The sequence below is a fragment of the Aeromonas bivalvium genome, assembly GCF_000819765.1.
GTDB lineage: Bacteria > Pseudomonadota > Gammaproteobacteria > Enterobacterales > Aeromonadaceae > Aeromonas > Aeromonas bivalvium.
Genome location: NZ_CDBT01000035.1, coordinates 82,760 through 104,778 on the forward strand (window position 1 = coordinate 82,760; position 22,019 = coordinate 104,778).

The window sequence follows — 22,019 nt, forward strand, 5'->3', positions numbered from 1 at the left end:
GGATTCATACTAGTACACAGTTCCAATGGTATCTCCCTGGCGTCAGCCAATATTCCGGGCGTACGCTCTGGCTCCAGGAGTCATCGCCCCCCACCCCCATGTGAAAGCCATCAAGGCACAGATGAAGCCCACCCTCCGCCACCAGATCGCTCTGATGGCGCGCCTCGGCCAACTGGGCCTGGCGATAGGGACTGAGGCTGAAGTGGAACCCCCCCTCCACCCTGATATCCCCCAGTTGCAGCTCACGCACCTGGCAGCGCAGACCGTTGTCCGTGGGGAAGATATAGGGGGTGTGCAGCTCGGCCAGGGGCAGCTGCCAGCGGCCGATATCGGCGCCGAGGCAACGATCCGGGTAATTTTCATGGGGGCCGCGCCCGAGCCAGTCGACCCGGTCGACCCCATCGACCAGCCAGAGCTGGGCGCCGATACGGGGCAGGGAGGGGATCGCCTCGCTCACCTGGACCTCGATGGCGATCGCCATGGCCCCATCCTGGCTGAAGCTGTGATGCCAGCGGCTCAAGATGAGCAGCCGCTCACCGACGAAGTAGCCATGCTCCACCCGCAGACCGGCCTCCCTCTCCCGCACAATGCCGAGGCAGCGATGTTCCAGATCATTGAGTCCCGCCTCCTGCCAGCGGGCAATCCAGGAGTGGGGATCCTGATGATCCGCCTCGCTGGTGCCTATGTCGTTGTCGAGCGGCGCCCGATAGAAGTGATCCGCCATAGCCCCCAGCAGGCGTTCATGGCCCGCTTTCTGCCAGCTGCAGATGCGACCACTGGCCTTGTCCAGCCGCCAGGTGCTGCCGGCGGTCTGGACCAGCCAGTGATCCGGCAACTCCCTCAATGGGGCGGGTGTCTGGGTGGCGGGCAGTGCCAGGGGCGTCCGCAACATACATTGCTGGCGCGCCACCTCGTGCCCCGCCTCGGACCAGGGAGTGGCAGTGCTCTGCACTATGGCCAGATCCAGCCAGGCGAGCGCCCCCGGCGCAAAGGCGGGCAATCGATCCAGCAGGGTGAGCGTCACGCAGCCACTCGGCCCCAGGGCGAGCTGGCACTCCCCCTGGCTCAGCACCACGCCGTCCTCCAGCAGCTGCCAGCGCAGCACTTCGTTGTCCGTCTCGCGAAACAGGTATTCGCTGCGGATCGCCACCGTCAGCGGCTGGCAGCCTTGCAGGGTCAGCACGAACGGCTGCTGGGCCCGCTTGGCCTCGAACAGGGCGGGATGGGGGCTGCGATCCGGGAAGAGCAGGCCATTGATGCAGAACTGACGATCGTTTTGCCGATCGCCAAAGTCGCCGCCATAGGCCCAGAAGTGGCGACCATCCTCGGTCAACTTGTCCAATCCCTGATCCACCCAATCCCAGACGAACCCCCCTTGCAGCCTGGGGTGATCGCGAAACGCCTGCCAATACTCGGCAAAGCCTCCCAGGCTGTTGCCCATGGCATGGGCGTATTCGCACAGGATCAGCGGGCGCTGCTCGCCGGGCAGGCCGATCCATTTGGCCAGCGCCCACTTGGGCACGGCCGGGAAGGGTTGATCCTGATGGGTGCGGGCATACATGGGGCAGATGATGTCGGTGGCCGGGGTGTCGGCGCCGCCCCCTTCGTACTGCACCGGGCGGCTCGGATCCGTGCCCTTGACCCAGGCATACATGGCATCGTGGGCCGGGCCGTAGCCGGATTCGTTGCCGAGGGACCAGATGATGACACTGGGGTGGTTGAAATCCCGTGCCACCAGGCGGGTGACCCGCTCGAGGAAGGCGCCACTCCAGGCTGGATCTCGCGCCAGCCGCCCCATGGGACTCATGCCATGGGTCTCCAGGTTCGCCTCGTCCACCACATAGAGGCCGAGCCGGTCGCAGAGCCGGTAGAATGCGGGGTGATTCGGATAGTGAGCGCAGCGCACCGCGTTGAAGTTGTGTCGCTTCATCAGGATCAGATCCTGCTCCATATCGGCCGGGGTCACCGCGTGCCCGGTGGCGGGGTGATGTTCGTGGCGATTGGCGCCGCGAATGAGCAGGGGCTGGCCGTTGAGACGCAGCAGCCCCCCCTCTATCTCCACCGCCCGAAAGCCCACGTCGCAGGCCTCGCTCTCGATGGGCTCCCCTCGTTCATTTTGCAGGGTCAGGGTCAGGCGATAGAGGTGGGGGGTCTCGGCGCTCCATTTGCGCGGCGCCGCCACCTCGAGCCAGAGCTCGGCACGATCGTCGTAAGCCCCTTTCTCATCGATGGCTCCGGTGCCGATCCGCTGGCACAGGGTCGCCACCCGCTCATCGCCGTCATAGAGATGCGCCGCCACCGACAGGCCGGCCACATCGGCCCCCTGCAATTCAATCTTGAGGCGAGCGTCCCGATAGCAGGCATCCAGCACCGGAGTAACCCGGACGTCCATCAGATAACGGGCCGGTTTATGCAGCAGGCTGACGGAGCGGAAGATCCCCGACAGCCACCACATGTCCTGATCCTCCAGATAGGAGCCGTCGGACCAGCGCAGTACCAGCACCGCCAGCCGGTTGCGGCCGCTGTGCAGGCAGGGGGTCAGATCGAACTCGGCGGGCAAGCGGCTGTCCTGGGAGTAGCCGACCCAGTGGCCGTTGCAAAACAGATGGCAGGCACTGCTCACGCCGTCCAGGGTGATCCGGATCTGGCCGCTGGCCAGCCAGTCGACAGGCAGACTGAACTCGCGGGAGTAACAACCGGTGGGATTCTGTGCCGGTACCCGGGGCGGATCGCAGGGGAAGGGATACTTGATGTTGGTGTAGATGGGACCGTCCGTCAGGGGCCGCGCCCCCGGATAGGCGGCATCCAGCTGCCAGTTGCCCGGCACCCGGATCAGGCAGGCATCGGCCAGGTCCTGGTGAAGCCACTGCTCGGGCACCCGCTCCGGGGCCTCGAACCAGGAAAAGCGCCAGTCGCCATCGAGGGACAAGCGGGAGCAGGAGGGCAGATCGGCACGCGCCGCCGCCTCGTCACGCCAGCTGGCGAGGGGGGTATGGGCCGCCAGTCGGTTGACCGATGTGATCCCCTGATGCTGCCAGTCCCGGCGCGCCAATATCTCCCTGAGCATGCTTCCTCTCTCCCTGGATCGTTCGTAAAACAGCCGCAGTGTAGTGGAGTTGTCCGAGGGAAAGGGGGATCTTTCTCACAAAGATGTAAACGATTACATTTAGTTTCAGGGGGAGTGACAGGGGCCGTGCGAGCACCGGGGGACGGCGACGGTGCCGTCATGGGTGAAACCAGGAGCAAGGAGGAGGCGCCCTGCCGCCCTCCTCAGGCAGGCGCGGGACAGTGCCACGACAGGGGTGAAACTCAGCCAGGCCAGGGACGCCGCCTGCCCCGCCGGAGGCGGCAGAGCTAGTGGCACTGATCCCGATCCCGGCCAGCACGGGGCCAGGATCGAAGACCCGTCAGTCTCGGGCGGGGGCGGCCGAGTGACGGTTGATCAGGGTCGGCGCATAGATGCGACTCTGCAACGTCTGTGTCTCGCCGGCCGCCAGTTGGAGCGCCAACTTGGCCGCCTGGGACGCCATCAGCTCGATGGGGTAGCGGATGGTGGAGAGCTTGGGTCTCAGGTATCTGGCATAGATGATGTCATCGAACCCCACCACTGAGACCTCCTCCGGCACCTTGAGTCCGTTGTCCGCCAGTACCGAGATGGCCCCTGCCGCCATGGCGTCGTTGTAGGCCACCACGGCCGTGATGGGCAGCCCCTTGGCGAGCAGGTTGAGCATGGCATGTTCTCCCCCCTCCTCATTGGGGGTGCCGCGCTCCACCCGTTCCGCATCCGCCGCCGCCCCGGCCTCGGCCAGGGCATCCCGATACCCCTGCAAGCGGGAGCTGGCATCCTCGATGGCGTGATCCGAACCGATGAAGGCGATGTGGCGATGGCCCAGCCCCAGCAGATGGCGGGTGGCGGTGGCGGCCCCCAGCCGGTTGTCGAGGGAGATGCAGCGCCCCTTCAGCGCGGGAATATCGCGATTGATCAATACCATGCCAGGCACCCGCAGGGCGTAATCGATCAGCTCCTCGTCCGAGAGCGCCTTGCTGTGCACCACCAGCGCCTCGCAGCGTTTGCCGATCAGCAGCTCGATGGCCCCCCGCTCCTGCTCGGCGTTGTGAAAACCATTACCCACCAGCAGGTGCAGACCCTGCTCCACCGCCACGGTACAGACCCCCTTGACCAGGGCGCCGAAGAAGGGATCCGCCACGTCGTTGACCACCACCCCCATGGTGTCGCAGGTGCGATTGACCAGGGCCCGCGCGTTGGCATTGGGGGTATAGCCAAGCTCGGCCATGGCCTGCAGTACCACTTTGCGCGAGGCGGCGCTGGCCTTGGGGGAGTCGTTCATCACCCGTGAAACCGTTGCCACCGACACCTTGGCAAGACGGGCGACATCCTTGATGGTACTCATGCTGTTTTCACTCTTTTCACTGTCCGCGGGCTGGCCATTATAACCAGCAATCCCTTTGATGACAGGGGCGGCACCACAGATTGTCGCGGCAGCTTGTTGCAATTAAGTGTAATCGTTTACACGAATTTGCCGGCCAGCTCACAGTTTGCCCATCGACGGCTCGGCTAGACTCCTGCTCACACCCGTCAAGCACAGGGCAGGGATGAAGACGCCGACCACGGACGACCGCGGCAGCCCGGGTCATCACCCACCTCGCACTGCCGGAAGATGAGGGGCGCCGCCCACGAGCGCGCCCTCTTCCCGACAACCCCATCTATATCATCAGCGAATGAGGAGTGATGATGTTCAATCCGGTTGATCACCCCCACCGCCGCTTCAACCCGCTCACCGGCCAGTACGTGCTGGTCTCCCCCCACAGGGCCAAGCGCCCCTGGCAGGGACAGGTGGAGAAGATAGGCGAGGCGCCCACCCAATCCCACGATCCCGACTGCTTCCTCTGTGCCGGCAACACCCGGGTCAGCGGAGACATCAACCCTGACTACCAGGGCACCTTCGTCTTCACCAACGACTTCGCCGCCCTGATGCAGGACACCCCGGCCACCGACGCGGCGCCGGATCCCCTGCTGCAACTGGAGGCGGCCCGTGGCACCAGCCGGGTCATCTGCTTCTCGCCGGACCACGGCAAGACGCTGCCCGAGCTGCCCCTGCCCGCCATCGAGGGGGTGATCACCAGCTGGATGAGCCAGGTGGCCGAGCTCTCTGCCCAGTGGGAATGGGTCCAGGTGTTTGAAAACAAAGGGGCCGTCATGGGCTGCTCCAACCCTCACCCCCATGGCCAGATCTGGGGCAGCGATTTTCTGCCCAACGAGATAGCCAGGGAGCAGGAGCGCCAGCAGGCCTGGCTGGCCGAACACGGCCGCCCCCTGCTGCTGGACTATGTGGCGCGGGAGCTGGCGGACCGCACCCGCATCGTGGTGGAGACGACCCACTGGCTGGCGGTGGTGCCCTTCTGGGCCGCCTGGCCGTTCGAGACCCTGCTCTTGCCCAAGGCCCATGTGCCCTCCCTGCTGAGCCTGGCCTGCGAGCAGCAACAGGATCTGGCGGTGGCTCTCAAGGAGCTCACCAGCCGCTACGACAACCTGTTCCAGTGCAGCTTCCCCTACTCCATGGGCTGGCATTTCGCCCCGCCCCGCTCCGATTGCCCCGAGGCCTGGCAGCTGCACGCCCACTTCTACCCGCCCCTGCTGCGCAGTGCCACCGTGCGCAAGTTCATGGTCGGTTTCGAGATGCTGGCAGAGACCCAGCGTGACCTCACCCCTGAGCAGGCAGCCGAGCGGCTGCGCGCCCTGAGCCCCCTTCACTACAAGAGCGCCCAAGCATGACCATGACCCCGTTTGAACGCGTGACCGAGGTTTTCATCCGTCACCACGGCCGCCTCCAGGATCTCACCGTCGGGGCGCCGGGCCGGGTCAACCTCATCGGCGAGCACACCGACTACAACGACGGCTTCGTGCTGCCCTGCGCCATCGACTACGAGACCTGCGTCGCCATCGGTCTGCGCAGCGACAACCTGGTACGGGTAATTGCCGCCGACTACGAGTGCGAGCGGGATGAGTTCGCCCTGGATGAGCCGATAACCCATCACCCCCACCAGCGCTGGAGCGACTACATCCGCGGCGTGGTCAAGCATCTGCAGGCGCGCGGCCAATCCCTGCGCGGCCTGGATCTGGTGGTCTCGGGCAACGTGCCCCAGGGGGCCGGTCTCTCCTCGTCCGCCTCCCTGGAGGTGGCCATAGGCCAGGCCTTCAAGGAGGCCCTGGGGCTGCCCATCAGCCAGGCCGAGCTTGCCCAAAACGGCCAGCAGGCGGAGAACCAGTTCGTCGGCTGCAACTGCGGCATCATGGATCAGATGATCTCCGCCTGCGGCGAGGTGGACCATGCCCTGCTGCTCGATTGCCGCTCCCTGGAGACCCGTCTCATCCCCATGCCGATGGATCTCGCCGTGCTCATCGTCAACTCCAACGTGCGCCGCGGCCTGGTGGACAGCGAGTACAACCTGCGTCGCCAGCAGTGCGAAGCCGCCGCCCGCCACTACGGGGTCAAGGCCCTGCGCGACCTCGACACCAGCCGCCTGGAGGCGGACAAGGCCGGGCTGGACGAGGCCTGTTACCGCCGCGCCCGCCACATAGTGGGGGAGAACGCCCGCACCCTGGCCGCCGCCGAGGCGCTCGCCTCGGGGGATCTGGCCCGCCTCGGCGAACTGATGGGTCAGTCCCACGCCGCCATGCGCGATGACTTCGAGATAACGGTGCCCGCCATCGACGGCCTGGTGCAGATCATCAAGGCCGAGATCGGCCGCGAAGGGGGCGTGCGCATGACCGGCGGCGGCTTCGGCGGCTGCGTGGTGGCCCTGCTGCGCCCGGAGCGGGTGCCTGCGGTCATCGCCGCCGTGGCTGCACAATACCCGGCCATCTCGGGGCTGGAGGCGGATTGCTACGTCTGCTCCGCCAGTGCCGGGGCAGGCAGACGATGAGCAGCCCCATGAACGCATTCACGCTGGAAAACGAAGAGGGGCTGCGCCTGCGCGGCATCGAATTTGGCGCCACCCTCACCTCCCTCACCCTGCCGGTGGCGGGAGAGCAACGGGAAGTGCTGCTGGGCTGCGCCGATGAGGCCTATGCCAGCCAGCAGGTGTGGCTGGGGGCGGTGGCGGGGCGCTTTGCCAACCGCATCGACGGCGCCGAGCTGGTGCGAGGGGACGAACGCTGGTCTCTCGACGCCAATCAGGCCCCCCACTGCCTGCATGGCGGGAGCGACGGATTCCATCGCCGCACCTGGCAGATCAGGGAGCAGGAGGCGGACAGGGTCAGGCTGGCGCTCCTCTCCCGGACGGGGGATCAGGGCTTTCCCGGCAACGTACGGGTGACCCTGGAGTACCGGCTGGAGCAGCGGGATCTGGTGGTGGAATTCAGGGCCAGCACGGACGCGCCGACCCCGGTCAGCCTCACCAGCCACGCCTACTTCAACCTGGATGGACATGCCGATGACGGCCATGTGCGATCCGATATTCGCCATCATGCCATCCGCCTCAATGCCGACCGTTTCCTGCCCACCGACCAGAGCGGATTGCCGCTGGCCATGGCGCCGGTGGAGGGCCCCTTCGACCTGCGTCGCGAGCGCCTCATGGGCCAGGAGTGGCTGAGCCATCCCCAGCAGCAACAGGCCGGAGGGTATGATCACGCCTTCGTGCTGAACGGCCCAGAACAGGCGTGGGCGGCCCGGGTGGTCTCGGGGGACAAGCGGCTGGCGATGGAGGTCTACACCAACCAGCCCTCGTTGCAGTTCTACAGCGGCAACTGGCTGGCCAACACCCCGAACCGGGGCGGTCGGCTGCATCGGGACCTCGACGGCTTCTGCCTGGAGGCGCAGCAGCTGCCGGACAGCCCCAACCGGCCCGAGCTCGGCGACCCCTGGCTGCTGCCTGGGCAGACCTACCGCCACCAGACCCGTTATCGCTTTATCGCCGCCGACTAGGCCACCCTTCGTCGCCACAGGGCAGAGTGCCCCTCTTCAAGCAGGAGTCGTTATGGATGACAGCTACCTCGCCGCGCCGGATCGGTACCAGCGCCAGGCCTATCGCCCCGCGGGTCGCCACGGCCTGTGCCTGCCCGCCATCGGTCTGGGTCTGTGGCACAACTTCGGCGCCGGGAGCGATCCCGCCACGGTGAAAGCCATGGTGCATCAGGCCTTCGATCTCGGGATCACCCACTTCGACCTCGCCAACAACTACGGGCCGCCGCCGGGCGCCGCCGAGCTGACCTTCGGCAAGCTGCTCAAGGACAGCCTGGCCCCCTACAGAGACGAGCTCATCATCGCCAGCAAGGCGGGTTATGTGATGTGGGACGGCCCCTACGGCGACGGCGGCAGCGCCAAGTACCTCTTCGCCAGCCTGCACCAGAGCCTGCGCCGCCTCGGCCTCGACTACCTGGACATCTTCTACCACCACAGGCCGGATCCCGACACCCCGCTGGAGGAGACCTGCCAGGCCCTGGCGCTCATGGTGCGCCAGGGCAAGACGCTCTATATCGGCCTCTCCAACTACCCGGCCCCGCTCGCGGCCAAGGCTGCCGCCCGACTGGCGGAGCTCGGCACCCCCTGCCTGGTCAACCAGCTCAAATACTCCCTGTTCCAGCGCGACATCGAGGCGCAGACGCTGCCGGTCTGCCGCGAACAGGGGATGGGGGTGGTCGCCTTCTCGCCCCTGGCGGGAGGCCTGCTGAGCGATCGCTACCTGGCGGGGATCCCGGCGGATTCGCGCGCCGCCAGCGCCAGCCCCTTCCTCAAGCCCGCTCAGATCACCGAAGAGAGGCTCGCCACCGTCCGCGCCCTGCACGTGTTGGCGCAGCAACGGGGCCAATCTCTGTCACAGCTGGCACTGCAGTGGGTGCTGCGCGATCCCGTGGTGAGCTGTGCCCTGATCGGCGCCAGCCATCCCCGACAGATAGCGAGCGCCGTCGACGCCCTGAAGCAGCCGCCGCTGGACGATGAGTTGCAACAAAGGATCCTGGCGCTGCTGGCGTGAAAGGCGGCCCGGGCAGGGCGGCCATGTCAGAAGGTGACGGGGCCGTCATGGCTGCGGACAACATGCTGCAAGCCGTGCCCTGCATGGCCCGCCAACGCCCTGTTCCGGTCCGGACAGGGCGCTGAAATCCCCAATATTCACTGGTTGCCCGCGGGATTTTCCGCCATCATTGGCCGCCCCGACCCTGCTCGGGGCTGATTTTATCCGGCTCCCATCAATCAAGAGATCTGTACCATGACCGAATCCTACGCCCTGTTTGTCGCCTTCGTGCTGGGCATAGTGGAAGGCCTGACCGAATTCCTGCCCGTTTCCTCCACCGGCCACATGATCATCGTCGGCCATCTGCTGGGCTTCGAAGGGCCCAAGGCCGCCACCTTCGAGGTGGTGATCCAGCTGGGTTCCATTCTGGCGGTGGTGGTCATGTTCTGGCGCCGCCTGTTCGGCCTCATCGGCATCCACTTCGGCCAGAAACCAACCCAGGGCCAAGCCACCCTGACACTGATTCATGTCATGCTCGGCATGCTGCCCGCCGTGGTCGTCGGGCTGGCCATCCACAGCTGGATCAAGGCCCATCTGTTTGGCCCAGAGACTGTGATGTACGCCCTGGTGGCCGGCGGCATACTGCTGATCATCGCCGAAAAGTTCCGCCCGGCGGTACGTTCCGAAACCCTGGACGATATCAGCTACAAGCAGGCGTTCGGCATAGGCCTGTTCCAGTGTCTGGCCCTCTGGCCCGGCTTCTCCCGCTCCGGCGCCACCATCAGCGGCGGCATGCTGATGGGCATCAGCCGCCACGCTGCGGCCGAGTTCTCCTTCATCATGGCGGTGCCCATGATGATGGCGGCGAGCGGCCTCGACCTCTACAAGAGCCGCGACTTCCTCTCCATGGCGGACTTCCCCATGTTTGCGGTGGGCTTCGTCACCGCCTTCGTGGTCGCCATGGTCGCCATCAAGACCTTCCTGGCCCTGATCCGTCGCCTCGACTTCATCCCGTTCGCCATCTACCGCTTCGTGGTGGCCTTCGCCGTCTACCTGGTGTTCGTGGCCTGATCCCGAGGGATCGCCTCATGAAAAAAGGGACCTTTATGGTCCCTTTTTTGTTGCCCGACTTTTTTGTCGCCTGGCACGGCTCAGTAGAGGTGCTGGCTGATGCCGTTGAGCAGCCGTGACAGCCCCTTGGTGAACTGCACCGGGGCATCCTGCACCGTGTAGCAGAGGCAGCCGTCCGGCGTATGCGGGCTGTGGGCGTGACGGGCATCGCGCCAGATGAAGTCCCCCGCCTGATAGCAGGTGTCACCATCTTGCATGTTGCCCGCCAGCAGCAGGGTCAGCTCATAGCCCTGGTGAGTGTGCTCTGGGATGCGACCACCGGCCTCGATGTGGAGCAGGCTGGCGCGAGCGCCCATCTCGTCCAGCGGCAGGCTGTGCTGGCGGATGGCGCCAATATGGCGCCATTTGGGGGCATGATGGCGTGCCAGCACCCGGGGCAGGCGGTATGAGTGACCCCCTACCTGCAAGACGGGCGGAGGGGGCGCTGTCCGGGCGAGATCGGCCACCGTCGCCACCGGCTGCTCCAGTATGTCCGCCAGCATGGCATCAAACCCGGCCTCGGTGGGCTCGTCCCTCGTCGCGGACTGCGTCGGTGCATCGTCCACCAGGTAGGCGTTCGCCAGCTCCTCTTCCCAGCCATGCAGGCGCAGGGCACATTCGGGGCAGAGCTCGCAATGGGCGGCCACCCCGACGGCCAGGGGCAAGGGCAGCTCGTCGGCGGCGAAGGCGCGCAACATGGGGTCGCTCGGATGGATCTTAATCATGGCCTTGCTCCACTTGCTCTTTCAGTTTCTGTAATGCCAGCCGCAGCCGGGACTTGATGGTGCCAAGGGGCACGCCGAGCCTGTCGGCCAGCTCCTGCTGGGAGAGCTCCTGCAGATAGATGCCGCGCACCACCTGCTGCTGGGGCTCGGGCAATTCGCCGACATGATGCGCCATCTGGCGGGTCAGCACCGCATCCTCACCGCCGCTCAGGCACTCCTCCTGGGCCCGGAATTCCAGCATGGGCCACAGATCTTCGGCGCAGAGCTCCTCCTTGCTGGCACGACGGCGGCGCAGCATGTCGAAGCACTGATTGCGCATCACTGTGTAGATCCAGGTGCTGGGGGCCCCCTTGTCCGGGTGATAGAGGCGCGCCTTCTGCCACACCAGCAGCATGGTCTCCTGCACCAGCTCCATGGCATTGGCCTCGCTGCCGAGATGGCGCAGACCGTAGTGACGGATCCGGGGGGCGAAATGGTGGAACAGGGCGGCGAAGGCCACCTTGTCGGCGGTCTCGGCGACCCGGATCAGCTGAGTCTTCAGATCCGGGGAGCCTGGGGCTGTGTCCATCTGGGGTGAGATCCTGCTGTGAACCGATTGTGATTGGCCAGTATATGCCATGGCGCCTAACCCTGAATGGGAACGTATCCAGCTATACGCTCGGAAACGGGACCCGGATCACCCTGCCTGACAGGATCAGTGACTGGTCACCAGCAGGTTGCTGAGCAGACGCAGGGCGGGACGGTAATCCTCGCAGGCCATCAGCCACTGCTTCTGCTCCGCCGGAATGGGCAGCACCTCAATCCAGCGCTGGGCGACCCAGCAGGCATCGTCCCAGGCCGGCTCGTGATAGAGGGCGGCATATTCGGGGTAGTCGCTGAAGACCTCCCGCAGGGCCTGGGCCAGATTGCGCTGATCCTGCGGCAGGCGACCACCCTGCCAGGGCGGCAGCGGCTGCGCGTCACACACCCTCAAGCCATCTCCCTCCTGCCAGAGATCCCGGATCCGCAGCCGCTCCACCCCCTGCACCTTGATGCCGAGCAGGCCGTCGGGCAGGCGATCGAAGTCGATGATCCGCACCCGGGTGGCGATGGGGTACATGTTGCGCAGGGCATCGGGCTGGCGGGGATCCAGCATGCAGAGGGCGAACTCCCGCGTCTGGGCCTCGGCGATCATCCGCAGGTACCTGGGCTCGAAGATGCGCAGGGGCATGACGCCGCCGGGCAGCAGATGAGCAGAGAGGGGGAAGAGCGCCAGTTGCATGTCGGTATCCAGTTTCGTGTGCCTTCTTCTGATACGACTACAGAAACGGGCCAGATCATTCAGACCAAGTGGGAATAAAAACCCTGTTTCTATTAGGGGAAAATAGCCTGGACAAGCCGCTTCCATATGCAGTAGAAATGGTTAAGTCGCAGACGACAACGCAATATTCTGCAAACCTGCGCACCACACAGTGAAATATCCGCCGCCCCGGCAGTGGAGGGTCATTCCTATAGTTTTCTCGGCCCGATGCGGGTAAAATTCACGCCCTTATATATCAGTCATATTTCGACGCATAACCTCGGTGGTCAGTCATGAAAGAGCATATTCATCATCTACTTGAACAGACGGTAGCCAATCTCAAATCCGCTGGCATCCTGCCGGCGGAGCTGGAAGCCCGCGTGCTGGTAGATCGATGCAAGGACAAGGCTCACGGCGACCTGGCCACCAACCTCGCCATGCTGCTGGCCAAGCCGGCGGGCAAGAACCCCCGCGAGCTGGCCGCGGCCATCATAGAACACCTGCCCGCCTCGGACCTCGTCGCCAAGGTCGAGATCGCCGGCCCCGGTTTCATCAACTTCTTCTTCAACCAGCAATGGCTGGCCGGTCAGGTCGATGCCATGGTGGCCAGCGCCAACGCCAACGTTAAGCTGCCGACGCCGCAAACCGTGGTGGTGGATTACTCCGCCCCCAACGTGGCCAAGGAGATGGCGGTGCACCACATCCGCAGCACAGTCCTCGGTGACGTGGCGGCCCGCGCCCTGGAGTTCCTCGGCCACAAGGTGATCCGCGCCAACCACATCGGCGACTGGGGCACCCAGTTCGGCATGCTGATCGCTTATCTGGAGAAGATGGAGAACGAGCACGCCAGCGACATGGAGCTCAAGGATCTGGAAGCCTTCTACACCCAGGCCAAGCGCCTGTATGACGAAGACGACGCCTTCGCCGAGCGCGCCCGCAACTATGTGGTCAAGCTGCAGGGCGGCGATGAGTACTGCCGTACCATGTGGAAGAAGCTGGTCGACATGACCATGGCCCAGAACCAGCGCAACTACGACCGCCTCAATGTCTCCCTGACCAACAAGGACATCATGGGCGAGTCCATGTACAACGACATGCTGCCCGCCATCGTCACCGACCTGAAGGCCCAGGGGCTGGCGGTCGAGAGCGAGGGCGCCACCGTGGTCTTCCTCGACGAGTTCAAGAACAAGGATGGCGAGCCCATGGGGGTCATCATCCAGAAGAGCGATGGCGGCTTCCTCTACACCACCACCGACATCGCCTGTGCCAAGTACCGCTACGAGACCATGGGCGCCGAGCGGGTCATGTACTTCATCGACTCCCGTCAGCACCAGCACCTGATGCAGGCCTGGACCATCACCCGCAAGGCGGGCTATGTGCCGGAATCCGTGCCCCTCGAGCACCACGCCTTCGGCATGATGCTGGGCAAGGACGGCCGCCCCTACAAGACCCGCTCCGGCGGCACCGTCAAGCTGGTCGACCTGCTCAACGAAGCGGAAGAGCGCGCCAGCGCCCTGCTGGAGAGCCGCAACAGCGATCTGTCCGCCGACGAGAAGGCCGAGGTGGTCCACGCCATCGCCATGGGGGCGGTCAAGTATGCGGATCTCTCCAAGAACCGCACCACGGACTACATCTTCGACTGGGATTTGATGCTGTCGTTCGAAGGCAACACGGCCCCTTACCTGCAGTACGCCTACACCCGGATCCAGTCCATCTTCCGCAAGGCTGGCGTCGATGCCACCCAGCTCGGCGGCAGCGTCCAGCTCAACGAGGATGCCGAGCTGACCCTGGCCCAGAAGCTGATCCAGTTCTCCGACGCGGTCAACGGCGTGGCCGAGCGCGGCATGCCCCACCTGCTGTGTACCTACCTGTACGAGCTGTCCGGCAACTTCATGACCTTCTACGAAGCCTGCCCGATCAACAAGGACGGGGTCGACCCCCAAGACCGTCAGAGCCGCCTGCTGCTGTGCGCCGCCACCGCCAAGGTACTCAAGCTGGGCCTGGGCGTGCTGGGTATCCACACCCTGGAGCGCATGTAATTCATGGCGACACGGGATTATGTCGGGAGTGGCTCGCGGAGACGGGCCGGTGGTCGCAACGCCAAGAAGGCGCCGCCTCGCCGCCGTTTTCCGCTGATCCCCGTCCTGCTGGCGGGGGGCCTGGTCGCCGGTTTTGGCGCCTTCCTCTACCTCATCAATGGCAAGGGGGATGACGCCCCCACCATCGAAGAGCAGGTGCGCGCCAACAAGCCAAAAGCCAAGGGACATGAACTGCCCCAGGAGAAGTGGAGCTATATCGAGCGGCTTGAGAACAAGCAGGTCGACATCATAGAGCCGCCCCCCCAGCCCGGAGTACTGCCCCCGCCACCGGCGGCAACCTTGACCCTGCAGCCCGAGAAGCTGGCCAAGCCGGTTGCGACCAACATACCCCAGCCGGGCACCCCCATTGGCCAGGTAGCGCCCAAGCCGACCGGCGCGCCGGTTGCCAGCGCCCAGGTGCAGGTGATCGATCGCAAGGCAGAACGGGAGCGGATGGAGCGGGAGCTGCGCGCCGAACTGGAGCGGGAGCGGGCCGCCAAGGCCCAGCCCGCCCCGACGGCGAGCGCAGACACGGGGCGCTACATGATGCAGTGCGCCGCCCTGCGCTCCCAGGATTCCGCGGAATCCCTCAAGGCGCGCATCGCCTTCGGCGCCGGCCTCTCCTCCAGCCTGCAGGTGGTGAACGGGGCCAACGGCGCCGTCTACAAGGTGATGGTGGGCCCCTTCAACGGCAAGGCCGCCGTCGATGCGGCCAACCGCAAGCTGCAAGGCTCCGGCATCAGCGGCTGCATCTCCAGAAAGGGTTGATGAGCGCCGCGCATTCACAGGGCCGAGTGGCAACATCCGGCCCTGTTTCTTTTGGCGCCATCCTGTCCCCGCCCGATCCCTCCTCCGCGATCCGTGCATGGCACAGGCTTGAAAAGCCCGTTTGCCATCCCCATCTTTTCCTCCATGCACAGTCAGGCCGTCATTCGGCTCAAGCGAGGTAAGTAAAGTGACTACCATAGTTTCCGTCCGCCGCAACGGCCAGGTCGTGATCGGCGGTGATGGCCAGGTCTCCCTCGGCAACACCGTCATGAAGGGCAACGCCCGCAAGGTTCATCGCCTCTACAACGGCAAGGTGCTGGCAGGTTTCGCCGGCGGCACCGCCGACGCCTTCACCCTGCTCGAGCGCTTCGAAGCCAAGCTGCAGGCCCACCAGGGCAACCTGGAGCGCGCCGCCGTGGCGCTGGCCAAGGACTGGCGCACCGATCGCGCCCTGCGCCGCCTCGAGGCACTGCTGGCGGTGGCCGACGAACACAAGTCCTTCATCATCACCGGCAACGGTGACGTGGTGCAGCCGGAACATGATCTGATCGCCATCGGCTCGGGCGGCAACTTCGCCCAGTCCGCCGCCATCGCCCTGCTGGAAAACACAGATCTGGATGCCAGGACCATCGTCGAGAAGTCCCTCAAGATTGCGGGCGACATCTGCGTCTTCACCAACGGCAACCACACCATCGAAGTGCTGGACTACAGCGCCAAGTAAGCGCCCCCATTCTCCAGGGGCGGCCACGCCGCCGCCCCCGACACAGGAATCCCATCATGTCCGAGATGACCCCGAGAGAAATCGTCCACGAGCTGGACCGTCACATCATTGGTCAGGCCGACGCCAAGCGCGCGGTGGCCGTCGCCCTGCGCAACCGCTGGCGCCGGATGCAGCTCTCTGAGGAGATGCGCCACGAAGTGACCCCGAAAAACATCCTGATGATAGGCCCGACCGGGGTCGGCAAGACCGAGATCGCCCGTCGCCTGGCCAAGCTCGCCAACGCTCCCTTCATCAAGGTGGAAGCGACCAAGTTCACCGAAGTGGGCTATGTGGGCAAGGAAGTGGACAGCATCATTCGCGATCTGACCGATGTCGCCATCAAGCTGGTGCGCGAGACCGAGATGGAGAAGATGAAATATCGCGCCGAGGAAGCCGCCGAGGAGCACATCCTCGACGCCCTGCTGCCGAACCCGCGCAACAGCTGGGGCGAGGAGGAGAAGGCCGACAACTCCAACACCCGCCAGATCTTCCGCAAGAAACTGCGGGAAGGTCAGCTGGATGACAAGGAGATCGAGCTGGATCTCGCCGCCACCCCCATGGGCGTCGACATCATGACCCCGCCGGGCATGGAAGAGATGGCCAACCAGTTGCAAGGGCTGTTCCAGAACCTGGGCCAGCAGCAGAAGAAGAAGCGCAAGATCAAGGTCAAGGAGGCCATGAAGGCGCTGATCGAAGAGGAGGCGGCCCGCCTGGTCAACCCGGAAGAGCTGAAGCAGAAGGCCATTGCCGCGGTCGAGAACAACGGCATCGTCTTCCTCGACGAGATCGACAAGATCTGCAAGCGTGGCGAGAGTTCGGGCCCCGATGTCTCCCGCGAAGGGGTGCAGCGCGACCTGCTGCCCCTGGTCGAGGGTTGCACCGTCAACACCAAGCACGGCATGGTCAAGACAGACCACATACTGTTCGTCGCCTCCGGCGCCTTCCAGGTGGCCCGGCCGTCGGATCTCATCCCCGAGCTGCAGGGTCGTTTGCCGATCCGGGTCGAGCTGACCGCCCTCACCACTCATGACTTCGAGCGGATCCTGACCGAGCCGAACGCCTCCCTGACCGATCAGTACCAGGCGCTGATGGCCACCGAAGGGGTCAAGATCGAGTTCACCCAGGACGGCATCCGCCGTCTGGCCGAGGCGGCCTGGCAGGTCAACGAGCGCACCGAGAACATAGGTGCCCGTCGTCTGCACACCGTGATGGAGCGGCTGATGGAAGACATCTCCTACGATGCCTCCGAGAAGTCCGGCGAGACCTTCGTCATCGACACCGACTACGTCAACGCCCACCTGGGTGCCCTGATCGAGGACGAGGATCTGAGCCGTTATATCCTGTAACAGCCTGGTCGAAGGTTGGGATTTCGAGCGGTTTCATCCTGCAACAGTCCGATCGAGGACGAGGACTCAAGTGGTTTAATCCTGGAACAGACTGATCGAAGACGAGGAGCCGAGCGGTTTAATCCTGCAACAGACCGATCGAGGACGAGGATCCGAGCGGTTTAATCCTGCAACAGATCGATCGAGGACGAAGACCCAAGCGGTTTCATATCCTGCAAGCTCGCCCCTCCCGATGAAAACGCCTCCCTCCGTGGAGGCGTTTTTATTTCCCCACCCCCCCTCACGCAGCAGTGCAGCTCTTGTTCATTCCCGCCGAACTCTGCTCAAAAAAAGATCTTCCTTATTCTTCGCCGATGATTTATACATACGTATAAATCAGTTCTAAATCTGCACGACTTCAGTCACAGGACAACAGCAAGATGCACCCGACCCGTCAAAAGCTGCTCGATACCGGCCTTGCCCTCGCCGCCGACAAGGGGCTGCGCGGCCTCACGGTACGCGAGCTGGCGACGGCGGCCGGGGTGAACCTCGGCTCCTTCGTCTACCACTTCGGCAACCGCGACGCCTTTATCGACGAGCTGGTGGAGCTCTGGTACAGCCCCCTCTATGACGAACTCAAGGCGGTGGCGGCCAAGGGCTCCTACCCTTCGGCCATCGCCACCTTCGAGGCAACCGTGGAGGCACTGATTGGACTGGTGGCGCGCCAGCGCGGCTTCATCAACCACCTGTTTGGCGATGCCCTGGCTGGCGAGAGCGCCGCCCAGCGCTTTCTGCTGAGCCTGCCGCGCCGCCACCCCCTGCTGCTGCTCGAGCAGATTCAGAAGGCGCAGGCGGAAGGCTCCCTGGTGCCCGGCCACCCCATCCAGCTGATGATCTTCATCATGGGCTCGGTGGGCCTGCCCCTGGTGATCGCCGGCAGCGGTCGCCAGCTCGACTGGCTACCGCCGGAAGCCGCCCCCTTCCTCTCCCAGATAGACAATCCCGAGGCCGCACGGCAACGACTGACATGGGCCCTGCGCGGCCTGCGCCCCACCGACATGCAGGAAGGAGAAGCGGTATGAAACAACGCATCGCCATGACAGCTCTGCTGCTGGCCGTTCTCCGTGGCGGCCTCGGGTGGCAGAGCCACCCTCAAGGAACATCCCTATGAAGCAACGCATCGCAATCGTGGCTCTGCTGCTGACCCTGATCGGTGGCTATCTCTGGTGGCAGGGGCGCCCGGCCGATGGCTCCATCCTCTACGGCAACGTCGACATCCGCGATGTGAACCTGGCGTTCAGAGTCGGCGGCAGGGTCAGCGAGGTGCTGGTCGATGAGGGGGACAAAGTGACAGCAGGCCAGCTGCTGGCTCGCCTCGATCCGGCGCCGCTTATCCACAGCCGCGACAGCGCCCGGGCCAACCTGGCTGCGCTCAGTGCTGCCAACGCTTTGATGCACAAGGGGTATCGCAGCGAAGAGACGGACCGTGCCCGGGCCGCACTGGCAGCCGCCGAGGCCGCCGCCCTGGAGGCCGACCAGCAGTGGCGTCGCCAGAGCGCCCTGGCGGCGACCGGCGCCATCTCCCGCGGCCAGCTCGACAGCGCCCGCTCCCAGCGGGATCAGACCCGGGCCCAGGTAAGTGCCGCCCGCGAACAGCTGGCCCAGCTCGAGACCGGTTTCCGCCCCGAGGAGATCGCCCAGTCCGACGCCGAGCTGGAAGGGGCCAAATCGGCACTGGCCAGCGCCGAACTGGCGCTGGCGGATGCGGCCCTGACCGCCCCGAGCGACGGCATCCTCCTCACCCGCGCCGTGGAGACGGGCAGCATGGTGCAGGCGGGTGCCACCGCCTTCAACCTGTCGCTCACCACCCCGGTCTGGGTGCGCGCCTATGTGGAAGAGCCCTGGCTCGGCCACTTCCCGAGCGGCGCCAAGGTGACCCTCACTACCGACTCTCGGCCGGACCAGCCCTATCAAGGGGTGGTGGGCTTCGTCTCCCCCAGCGCCGAGTTCACCCCCAAATCCGTGGAGACGCCGGATCTGCGCACCCACCTGGTCTACCGGCTGCGCATAGTCGTGCAGGATCCTGACTCTGCCCTGCGCCAGGGGATGCCGGTCACCGTCAGGCTGGCACCATGAGCGTCGCCATCCGGCTCGAGGGGCTCACCAAGCGCTTTGGCGAGCGGGTGGCTCTCAACGCCATCTCGGCCACCATTCCGAGCGGCGGCATCACGGGCCTGGTGGGTCCCGATGGCGCAGGCAAGAGCACATTGCTGCGCCTGCTGGCCGGCCTGCTGGTGCCGGAGGCGGGGCAGAGCCGGGTGCTCGGGCTGGATCCTGTGCAGGAAGGGGATGCCCTGCGCCAGCGCCTCGGTTACATGCCCCAGCAGTTCGGGCTCTACGAGGATCTGAGCGTACTGGAGAACCTCACCCTCTATGCCGACCTGCGTGGCGTACTGGAGCCGGAACGCACACCCACCTTTGCGCGGCTGCTCGCCTTCACCGATCTCGCCCGCTTCACCGCCCGCCCGGCGGGCAAGCTGTCTGGGGGAATGAAGCAAAAACTCGGGCTCGCCTGCGCCCTGCTCGGTCAGCCCGAGGTGTTGCTGCTGGACGAACCCGGGGTCGGGGTCGACCCCATCAGTCGCCGTGCCCTGTGGCAGATGGTGCGCGAGCTCGCTCAGGGGGGGATGACGGTGCTCTGGAGCACCGCCTATCTGGATGAGGCCGAGCTGTGCGATCACGTGCTGCTGATGGCGGACGGCACGGTGCGCACCAGCGGCACCCCGGCGATACTCATGGGCGCCATGGCGAGCCGCTGCTGGCTGCTGGAGGCGGGGCAACTGGATGGCCGGGAGCGACGCGCCCTGCTGCGTCGCGCCCTGGCCCACCCGGCGGTGATGGACGGCGCCGTGGCCGGCGAGCGAGTGCGCCTGCTGCTGCGCCCCGATGCAGTGCCGCCCCCCCTCGGTGAGCTGGGGCTGGCCGAGGGGGCCTTTGTGCCGACGCCAGCACGGCTGGAGGATGCCTTTATCGATCTGCTCGGCGGCGGGCCGGGCGGGGAGTCGAGCCTGGCGAGCGGGATGCGCGAGGCCAGTCTGCCCGAGGGCGTCTCCCCCGAGGCGGTGATCGAGGCTCGCCGCCTCACCAAGCGCTTCGGTGACTTTGTCGCCACCGACGATGTCAGCTTTGCGGTGCGCCGCGGCGAGATCTTCGGCCTGCTCGGCCCCAACGGGGCAGGCAAGTCCACCACCTTCAAGATGGAGTGCGGCCTGCTGCGCCCGAGCGAGGGTCAGGCCCTGGTGACCGGCATCGATCTCGCCCGCAGCCCGTCGGCGGCGCGCCAGCATCTGGGTTACATGGCCCAGAAGTTCTCCCTCTACAAGCAGCTCACCGTGGCCCAGAACCTGTCGTTCTTCGCCGGTATCTACGGCCTGTTCGGCCGTGCCCAGCAGACGCGCATCGACGCCATGGTGGAGACCTTTGCCCTCGGCCCCTGGCTCGATCAGAAGGCGGAATCCCTGCCGCTGGGCCTGCGCCAGCGTCTCTCGCTGGCCTGCGCCCTGCTCCACGAGCCGCCGCTGCTGTTTCTCGACGAGCCCACCTCAGGGGTCGATCCCGTGACCCGGCGGGAGTTCTGGTCCCACATCAATGCCCTGGCCGACCACGGGGTGACAGTGCTGGTAACCACCCACTTCATGGACGAGGCGGAGTATTGCGACCGCATCGCCCTCATCTATCGCGGCAGGCTGCTGGCACTCGGCACCCCGGACGAGCTCAAGGGGCTGGCCGCCAAGGACACCACCACTGCCTTGCCAACCTCTTCATTGCCCACCATGGAAGAGGCCTTCATCACGCTAGTCGAGCGGGCCAGCGAGGAGAACCCATGAGCATCAACCGCCGCCGTCTGCTGGCCCTGTGCCGCAAGGAGTCGCTGCAGATCGTGCGCGACCCGAGCAGCATACTGGTCGCCTTCATCATGCCCGTGGTGCTGCTGGTGGTGATGGGCTACGCCATCAACCTGGACGTGGACCACCTGCGCCTCGGGGTCTGGCGCGCCGACGGCGGGGCGCCGGCGATCCGCTTCGAGCAGGCCCTGCGCGGCTCGACCGCGCTGGAGGTGCACGGGGGTGCCAGCAAGGAAGCGCTGCTGGGGAGCCTGGAGCGCGGCGAGATCCGGGGCCTGCTGGTGATCGATGAGGGCTTCTCCCGCGCCCTGGCCGGCCAGGGGGGCAGCGCGCCGCGCATCGTCCTGCTCACCGACGGATCCGAGCCCAACACCGCGAACTTCGTCACCAACTATGTGCAGGGGATCTGGCAGGGCTGGCTCCTCATTGAGGGCAAGCCCCAGAGCCAGCCGGTGGAGCTGCGCACCCGCGCCTGGTTCAACCCGGCGCTGGTGAGCCGCAACTTCCTGGTGCCGGGCTCCATTGCCGTGGTGATGACCATCATAGGCGCCCTGCTCACCTCCCTGGTGGTGGCCCGGGAGTGGGAGCGCGGCACCATGGAGGCCCTGCTCGCCACCCCGGTGACCAAGGCCGAGCTGCTGCTCTCCAAGCTGCTGCCCTACTACGGACTCGGCATCGCCGCCATGCTCATCTGCCTGCTCTTCTCGGTGGCCGTGATGGGGGTGCCCTGGCGCGGCTCGCTGATCTCCCTGTTCGTGCTCACCAGCCTGTTTCTCGGCAGCGCCCTCGGGCTCGGGCTCTTTCTCTCCACCGTGATGCGCAGCCAGTTCAACGCCGCCCAGGCGGCCCTGACGGCGGCCTTCCTGCCGGCCATGATGCTCTCTGGCTTCGTGTTCGAGATCGCCAGCATGCCGCCTCTGCTGCGGGCCATCACCCACCTCATTCCGGCCCGCTACTTCGCCAGCTCCTTGCAGACCCTCTACCAGGCGGGCAACGTGCTCTCCATCCTGCTGGTCAACGGCGTCTGCCTGCTGCTGCTGGCCGCCTTCTGGCTGGCCCTCACCGCCCGCAAGACGCGGCGCACCCTGGAGTAACC

At 65.6% G+C, this 22,019-nt stretch carries 18 protein-coding genes; 13 read left to right on the forward strand and 5 right to left on the reverse strand.

Translation table 11 applies throughout. The features are described from left to right. Positions 1–4: 4 nt before the first annotated feature. Both BN1119_RS11590 and BN1119_RS11595 read right to left on the reverse strand, forming a co-directional pair. Positions 5–3,067, reverse strand: a complete 3,063-nt coding sequence (locus BN1119_RS11590) for a beta-galactosidase (RefSeq protein WP_041997963.1) — start codon at positions 3,065–3,067, stop codon at positions 5–7. 340 nt (positions 3,068–3,407) lie between these two features. Beyond that, complete coding sequence (locus BN1119_RS11595) at positions 3,408–4,412, reverse strand: substrate-binding domain-containing protein (RefSeq protein WP_041997964.1); 1,005 nt, start codon at positions 4,410–4,412, stop codon at positions 3,408–3,410. Between the two features lie 341 nt (positions 4,413–4,753). Between BN1119_RS11595 and BN1119_RS11600 the strand changes: the two genes are divergently transcribed. The 5 genes from BN1119_RS11600 to bacA all read left to right on the forward strand — a co-directional run bounded on the left by BN1119_RS11600 (position 4,754) and on the right by bacA (position 10,044). Continuing rightward, on the forward strand, positions 4,754–5,794 hold the full coding sequence (locus BN1119_RS11600) for a UDP-glucose--hexose-1-phosphate uridylyltransferase (RefSeq protein WP_041998087.1): 1,041 nt from the start codon (positions 4,754–4,756) through the stop codon (positions 5,792–5,794). 2 nt (positions 5,795–5,796) lie between these two features. Continuing rightward, positions 5,797–6,945, forward strand: a complete 1,149-nt coding sequence (galK, locus tag BN1119_RS11605) for a galactokinase (RefSeq protein WP_041998090.1) — start codon at positions 5,797–5,799, stop codon at positions 6,943–6,945. Further along, the gene (gene galM, locus BN1119_RS11610; RefSeq protein ID WP_041997966.1) at positions 6,942–7,946 is read left to right on the forward strand and encodes a galactose-1-epimerase; all 1,005 of its coding nucleotides are present in this window, start codon (positions 6,942–6,944) and stop codon (positions 7,944–7,946) included. Before galK ends, galM begins: the two co-directional genes overlap by 4 nt. Before the next feature lie 52 nt (positions 7,947–7,998). Continuing rightward, positions 7,999–8,994 carry an aldo/keto reductase gene (locus BN1119_RS11615; RefSeq protein ID WP_041997968.1) on the forward strand — a complete coding sequence of 332 codons (996 nt, stop codon included), beginning with the start codon at positions 7,999–8,001 and terminating at the stop codon, positions 8,992–8,994. Positions 8,995–9,228: 234 nt separating this feature from the next. Then, complete coding sequence (gene bacA, locus BN1119_RS11620) at positions 9,229–10,044, forward strand: undecaprenyl-diphosphate phosphatase (RefSeq protein ID WP_041997970.1); 816 nt, start codon at positions 9,229–9,231, stop codon at positions 10,042–10,044. 80 nt (positions 10,045–10,124) lie between these two features. Here bacA and BN1119_RS11625 read toward each other — a convergent pair whose 3' ends face one another. From BN1119_RS11625 to BN1119_RS11635, 3 genes are all read right to left on the reverse strand, one after another. Continuing rightward, positions 10,125–10,808 carry a ChrR family anti-sigma-E factor gene (locus BN1119_RS11625; RefSeq protein WP_041997972.1) on the reverse strand — a complete coding sequence of 228 codons (684 nt, stop codon included), beginning with the start codon at positions 10,806–10,808 and terminating at the stop codon, positions 10,125–10,127. Then, on the reverse strand, positions 10,801–11,376 hold the full coding sequence (locus BN1119_RS11630; RefSeq protein ID WP_041997974.1) for a sigma-70 family RNA polymerase sigma factor: 576 nt from the start codon (positions 11,374–11,376) through the stop codon (positions 10,801–10,803). The genes BN1119_RS11625 and BN1119_RS11630 overlap by 8 nt, the downstream gene beginning before the upstream one ends. 126 nt (positions 11,377–11,502) lie before the next feature. Beyond that, entirely contained in the window at positions 11,503–12,069 is a 567-nt protein-coding gene (locus tag BN1119_RS11635) for an LON peptidase substrate-binding domain-containing protein (protein WP_041997975.1), read from the reverse strand. A 311-nt stretch (positions 12,070–12,380) separates the two neighbouring features. Between BN1119_RS11635 and argS the strand changes: the two genes are divergently transcribed. The 8 genes from argS to BN1119_RS11675 all read left to right on the forward strand — a co-directional run bounded on the left by argS (position 12,381) and on the right by BN1119_RS11675 (position 22,017). Next, positions 12,381–14,126, forward strand: coding sequence for an arginine--tRNA ligase (argS, locus tag BN1119_RS11640; RefSeq protein WP_041997977.1), 1,746 nt, complete (start codon positions 12,381–12,383; stop codon positions 14,124–14,126). A 3-nt stretch (positions 14,127–14,129) separates the two neighbouring features. Beyond that, on the forward strand, positions 14,130–14,933 hold the full coding sequence (locus tag BN1119_RS11645) for an SPOR domain-containing protein (protein WP_041997979.1): 804 nt from the start codon (positions 14,130–14,132) through the stop codon (positions 14,931–14,933). A 187-nt stretch (positions 14,934–15,120) separates the two neighbouring features. Beyond that, positions 15,121–15,654, forward strand: a complete 534-nt coding sequence (gene hslV, locus BN1119_RS11650; RefSeq protein WP_025328697.1) for an ATP-dependent protease subunit HslV — start codon at positions 15,121–15,123, stop codon at positions 15,652–15,654. 56 nt (positions 15,655–15,710) lie between these two features. Continuing rightward, entirely contained in the window at positions 15,711–17,039 is a 1,329-nt protein-coding gene (hslU, locus tag BN1119_RS11655) for an HslU--HslV peptidase ATPase subunit (protein ID WP_041997982.1), read from the forward strand. A 419-nt stretch (positions 17,040–17,458) separates the two neighbouring features. Then, on the forward strand, positions 17,459–18,100 hold the full coding sequence (locus BN1119_RS11660) for a TetR/AcrR family transcriptional regulator (protein ID WP_041997985.1): 642 nt from the start codon (positions 17,459–17,461) through the stop codon (positions 18,098–18,100). Between the two features lie 85 nt (positions 18,101–18,185). After that, positions 18,186–19,154 (forward strand): secretion protein HlyD, encoded by a 969-nt coding sequence (gene hlyD, locus BN1119_RS11665; RefSeq protein WP_041997987.1) that lies wholly within the window; start codon positions 18,186–18,188, stop codon positions 19,152–19,154. Further along, entirely contained in the window at positions 19,151–20,905 is a 1,755-nt protein-coding gene (locus BN1119_RS11670) for an ATP-binding cassette domain-containing protein (RefSeq protein WP_041997989.1), read from the forward strand. Before hlyD ends, BN1119_RS11670 begins: the two co-directional genes overlap by 4 nt. Next, positions 20,902–22,017: an ABC transporter permease gene (locus tag BN1119_RS11675; RefSeq protein WP_041997991.1), complete on the forward strand. Its 1,116-nt coding sequence runs from the start codon at positions 20,902–20,904 to the stop codon at positions 22,015–22,017. Before BN1119_RS11670 ends, BN1119_RS11675 begins: the two co-directional genes overlap by 4 nt. Positions 22,018–22,019: the final 2 nt, after the last annotated feature.

What these genes read in the sequence shown, in the direction of transcription:
- BN1119_RS11590 (WP_041997963.1), bottom strand. Translation starts at nt 3,067, where the DNA reads ATGCTCAGGGAGATATTGGCGCGCCGGGACTGGCAGCATCAGGGGATC.
- BN1119_RS11595 (WP_041997964.1), bottom strand. Translation starts at nt 4,412, where the DNA reads ATGAGTACCATCAAGGATGTCGCCCGTCTTGCCAAGGTGTCGGTGGCA.
- BN1119_RS11600 (WP_041998087.1), top strand. Translation starts at nt 4,754, where the DNA reads ATGTTCAATCCGGTTGATCACCCCCACCGCCGCTTCAACCCGCTCACC.
- galK (WP_041998090.1), top strand. Translation starts at nt 5,797, where the DNA reads ATGACCCCGTTTGAACGCGTGACCGAGGTTTTCATCCGTCACCACGGC.
- galM (WP_041997966.1), top strand. Translation starts at nt 6,942, where the DNA reads ATGAGCAGCCCCATGAACGCATTCACGCTGGAAAACGAAGAGGGGCTG.
- BN1119_RS11615 (WP_041997968.1), top strand. Translation starts at nt 7,999, where the DNA reads ATGGATGACAGCTACCTCGCCGCGCCGGATCGGTACCAGCGCCAGGCC.
- bacA (WP_041997970.1), top strand. Translation starts at nt 9,229, where the DNA reads ATGACCGAATCCTACGCCCTGTTTGTCGCCTTCGTGCTGGGCATAGTG.
- BN1119_RS11625 (WP_041997972.1), bottom strand. Translation starts at nt 10,808, where the DNA reads ATGATTAAGATCCATCCGAGCGACCCCATGTTGCGCGCCTTCGCCGCC.
- BN1119_RS11630 (WP_041997974.1), bottom strand. Translation starts at nt 11,376, where the DNA reads ATGGACACAGCCCCAGGCTCCCCGGATCTGAAGACTCAGCTGATCCGG.
- BN1119_RS11635 (WP_041997975.1), bottom strand. Translation starts at nt 12,069, where the DNA reads ATGCAACTGGCGCTCTTCCCCCTCTCTGCTCATCTGCTGCCCGGCGGC.
- argS (WP_041997977.1), top strand. Translation starts at nt 12,381, where the DNA reads ATGAAAGAGCATATTCATCATCTACTTGAACAGACGGTAGCCAATCTC.
- BN1119_RS11645 (WP_041997979.1), top strand. Translation starts at nt 14,130, where the DNA reads ATGGCGACACGGGATTATGTCGGGAGTGGCTCGCGGAGACGGGCCGGT.
- hslU (WP_041997982.1), top strand. Translation starts at nt 15,711, where the DNA reads ATGTCCGAGATGACCCCGAGAGAAATCGTCCACGAGCTGGACCGTCAC.
- BN1119_RS11660 (WP_041997985.1), top strand. Translation starts at nt 17,459, where the DNA reads ATGCACCCGACCCGTCAAAAGCTGCTCGATACCGGCCTTGCCCTCGCC.
- hlyD (WP_041997987.1), top strand. Translation starts at nt 18,186, where the DNA reads ATGAAGCAACGCATCGCAATCGTGGCTCTGCTGCTGACCCTGATCGGT.
- BN1119_RS11670 (WP_041997989.1), top strand. Translation starts at nt 19,151, where the DNA reads ATGAGCGTCGCCATCCGGCTCGAGGGGCTCACCAAGCGCTTTGGCGAG.
- BN1119_RS11675 (WP_041997991.1), top strand. Translation starts at nt 20,902, where the DNA reads ATGAGCATCAACCGCCGCCGTCTGCTGGCCCTGTGCCGCAAGGAGTCG.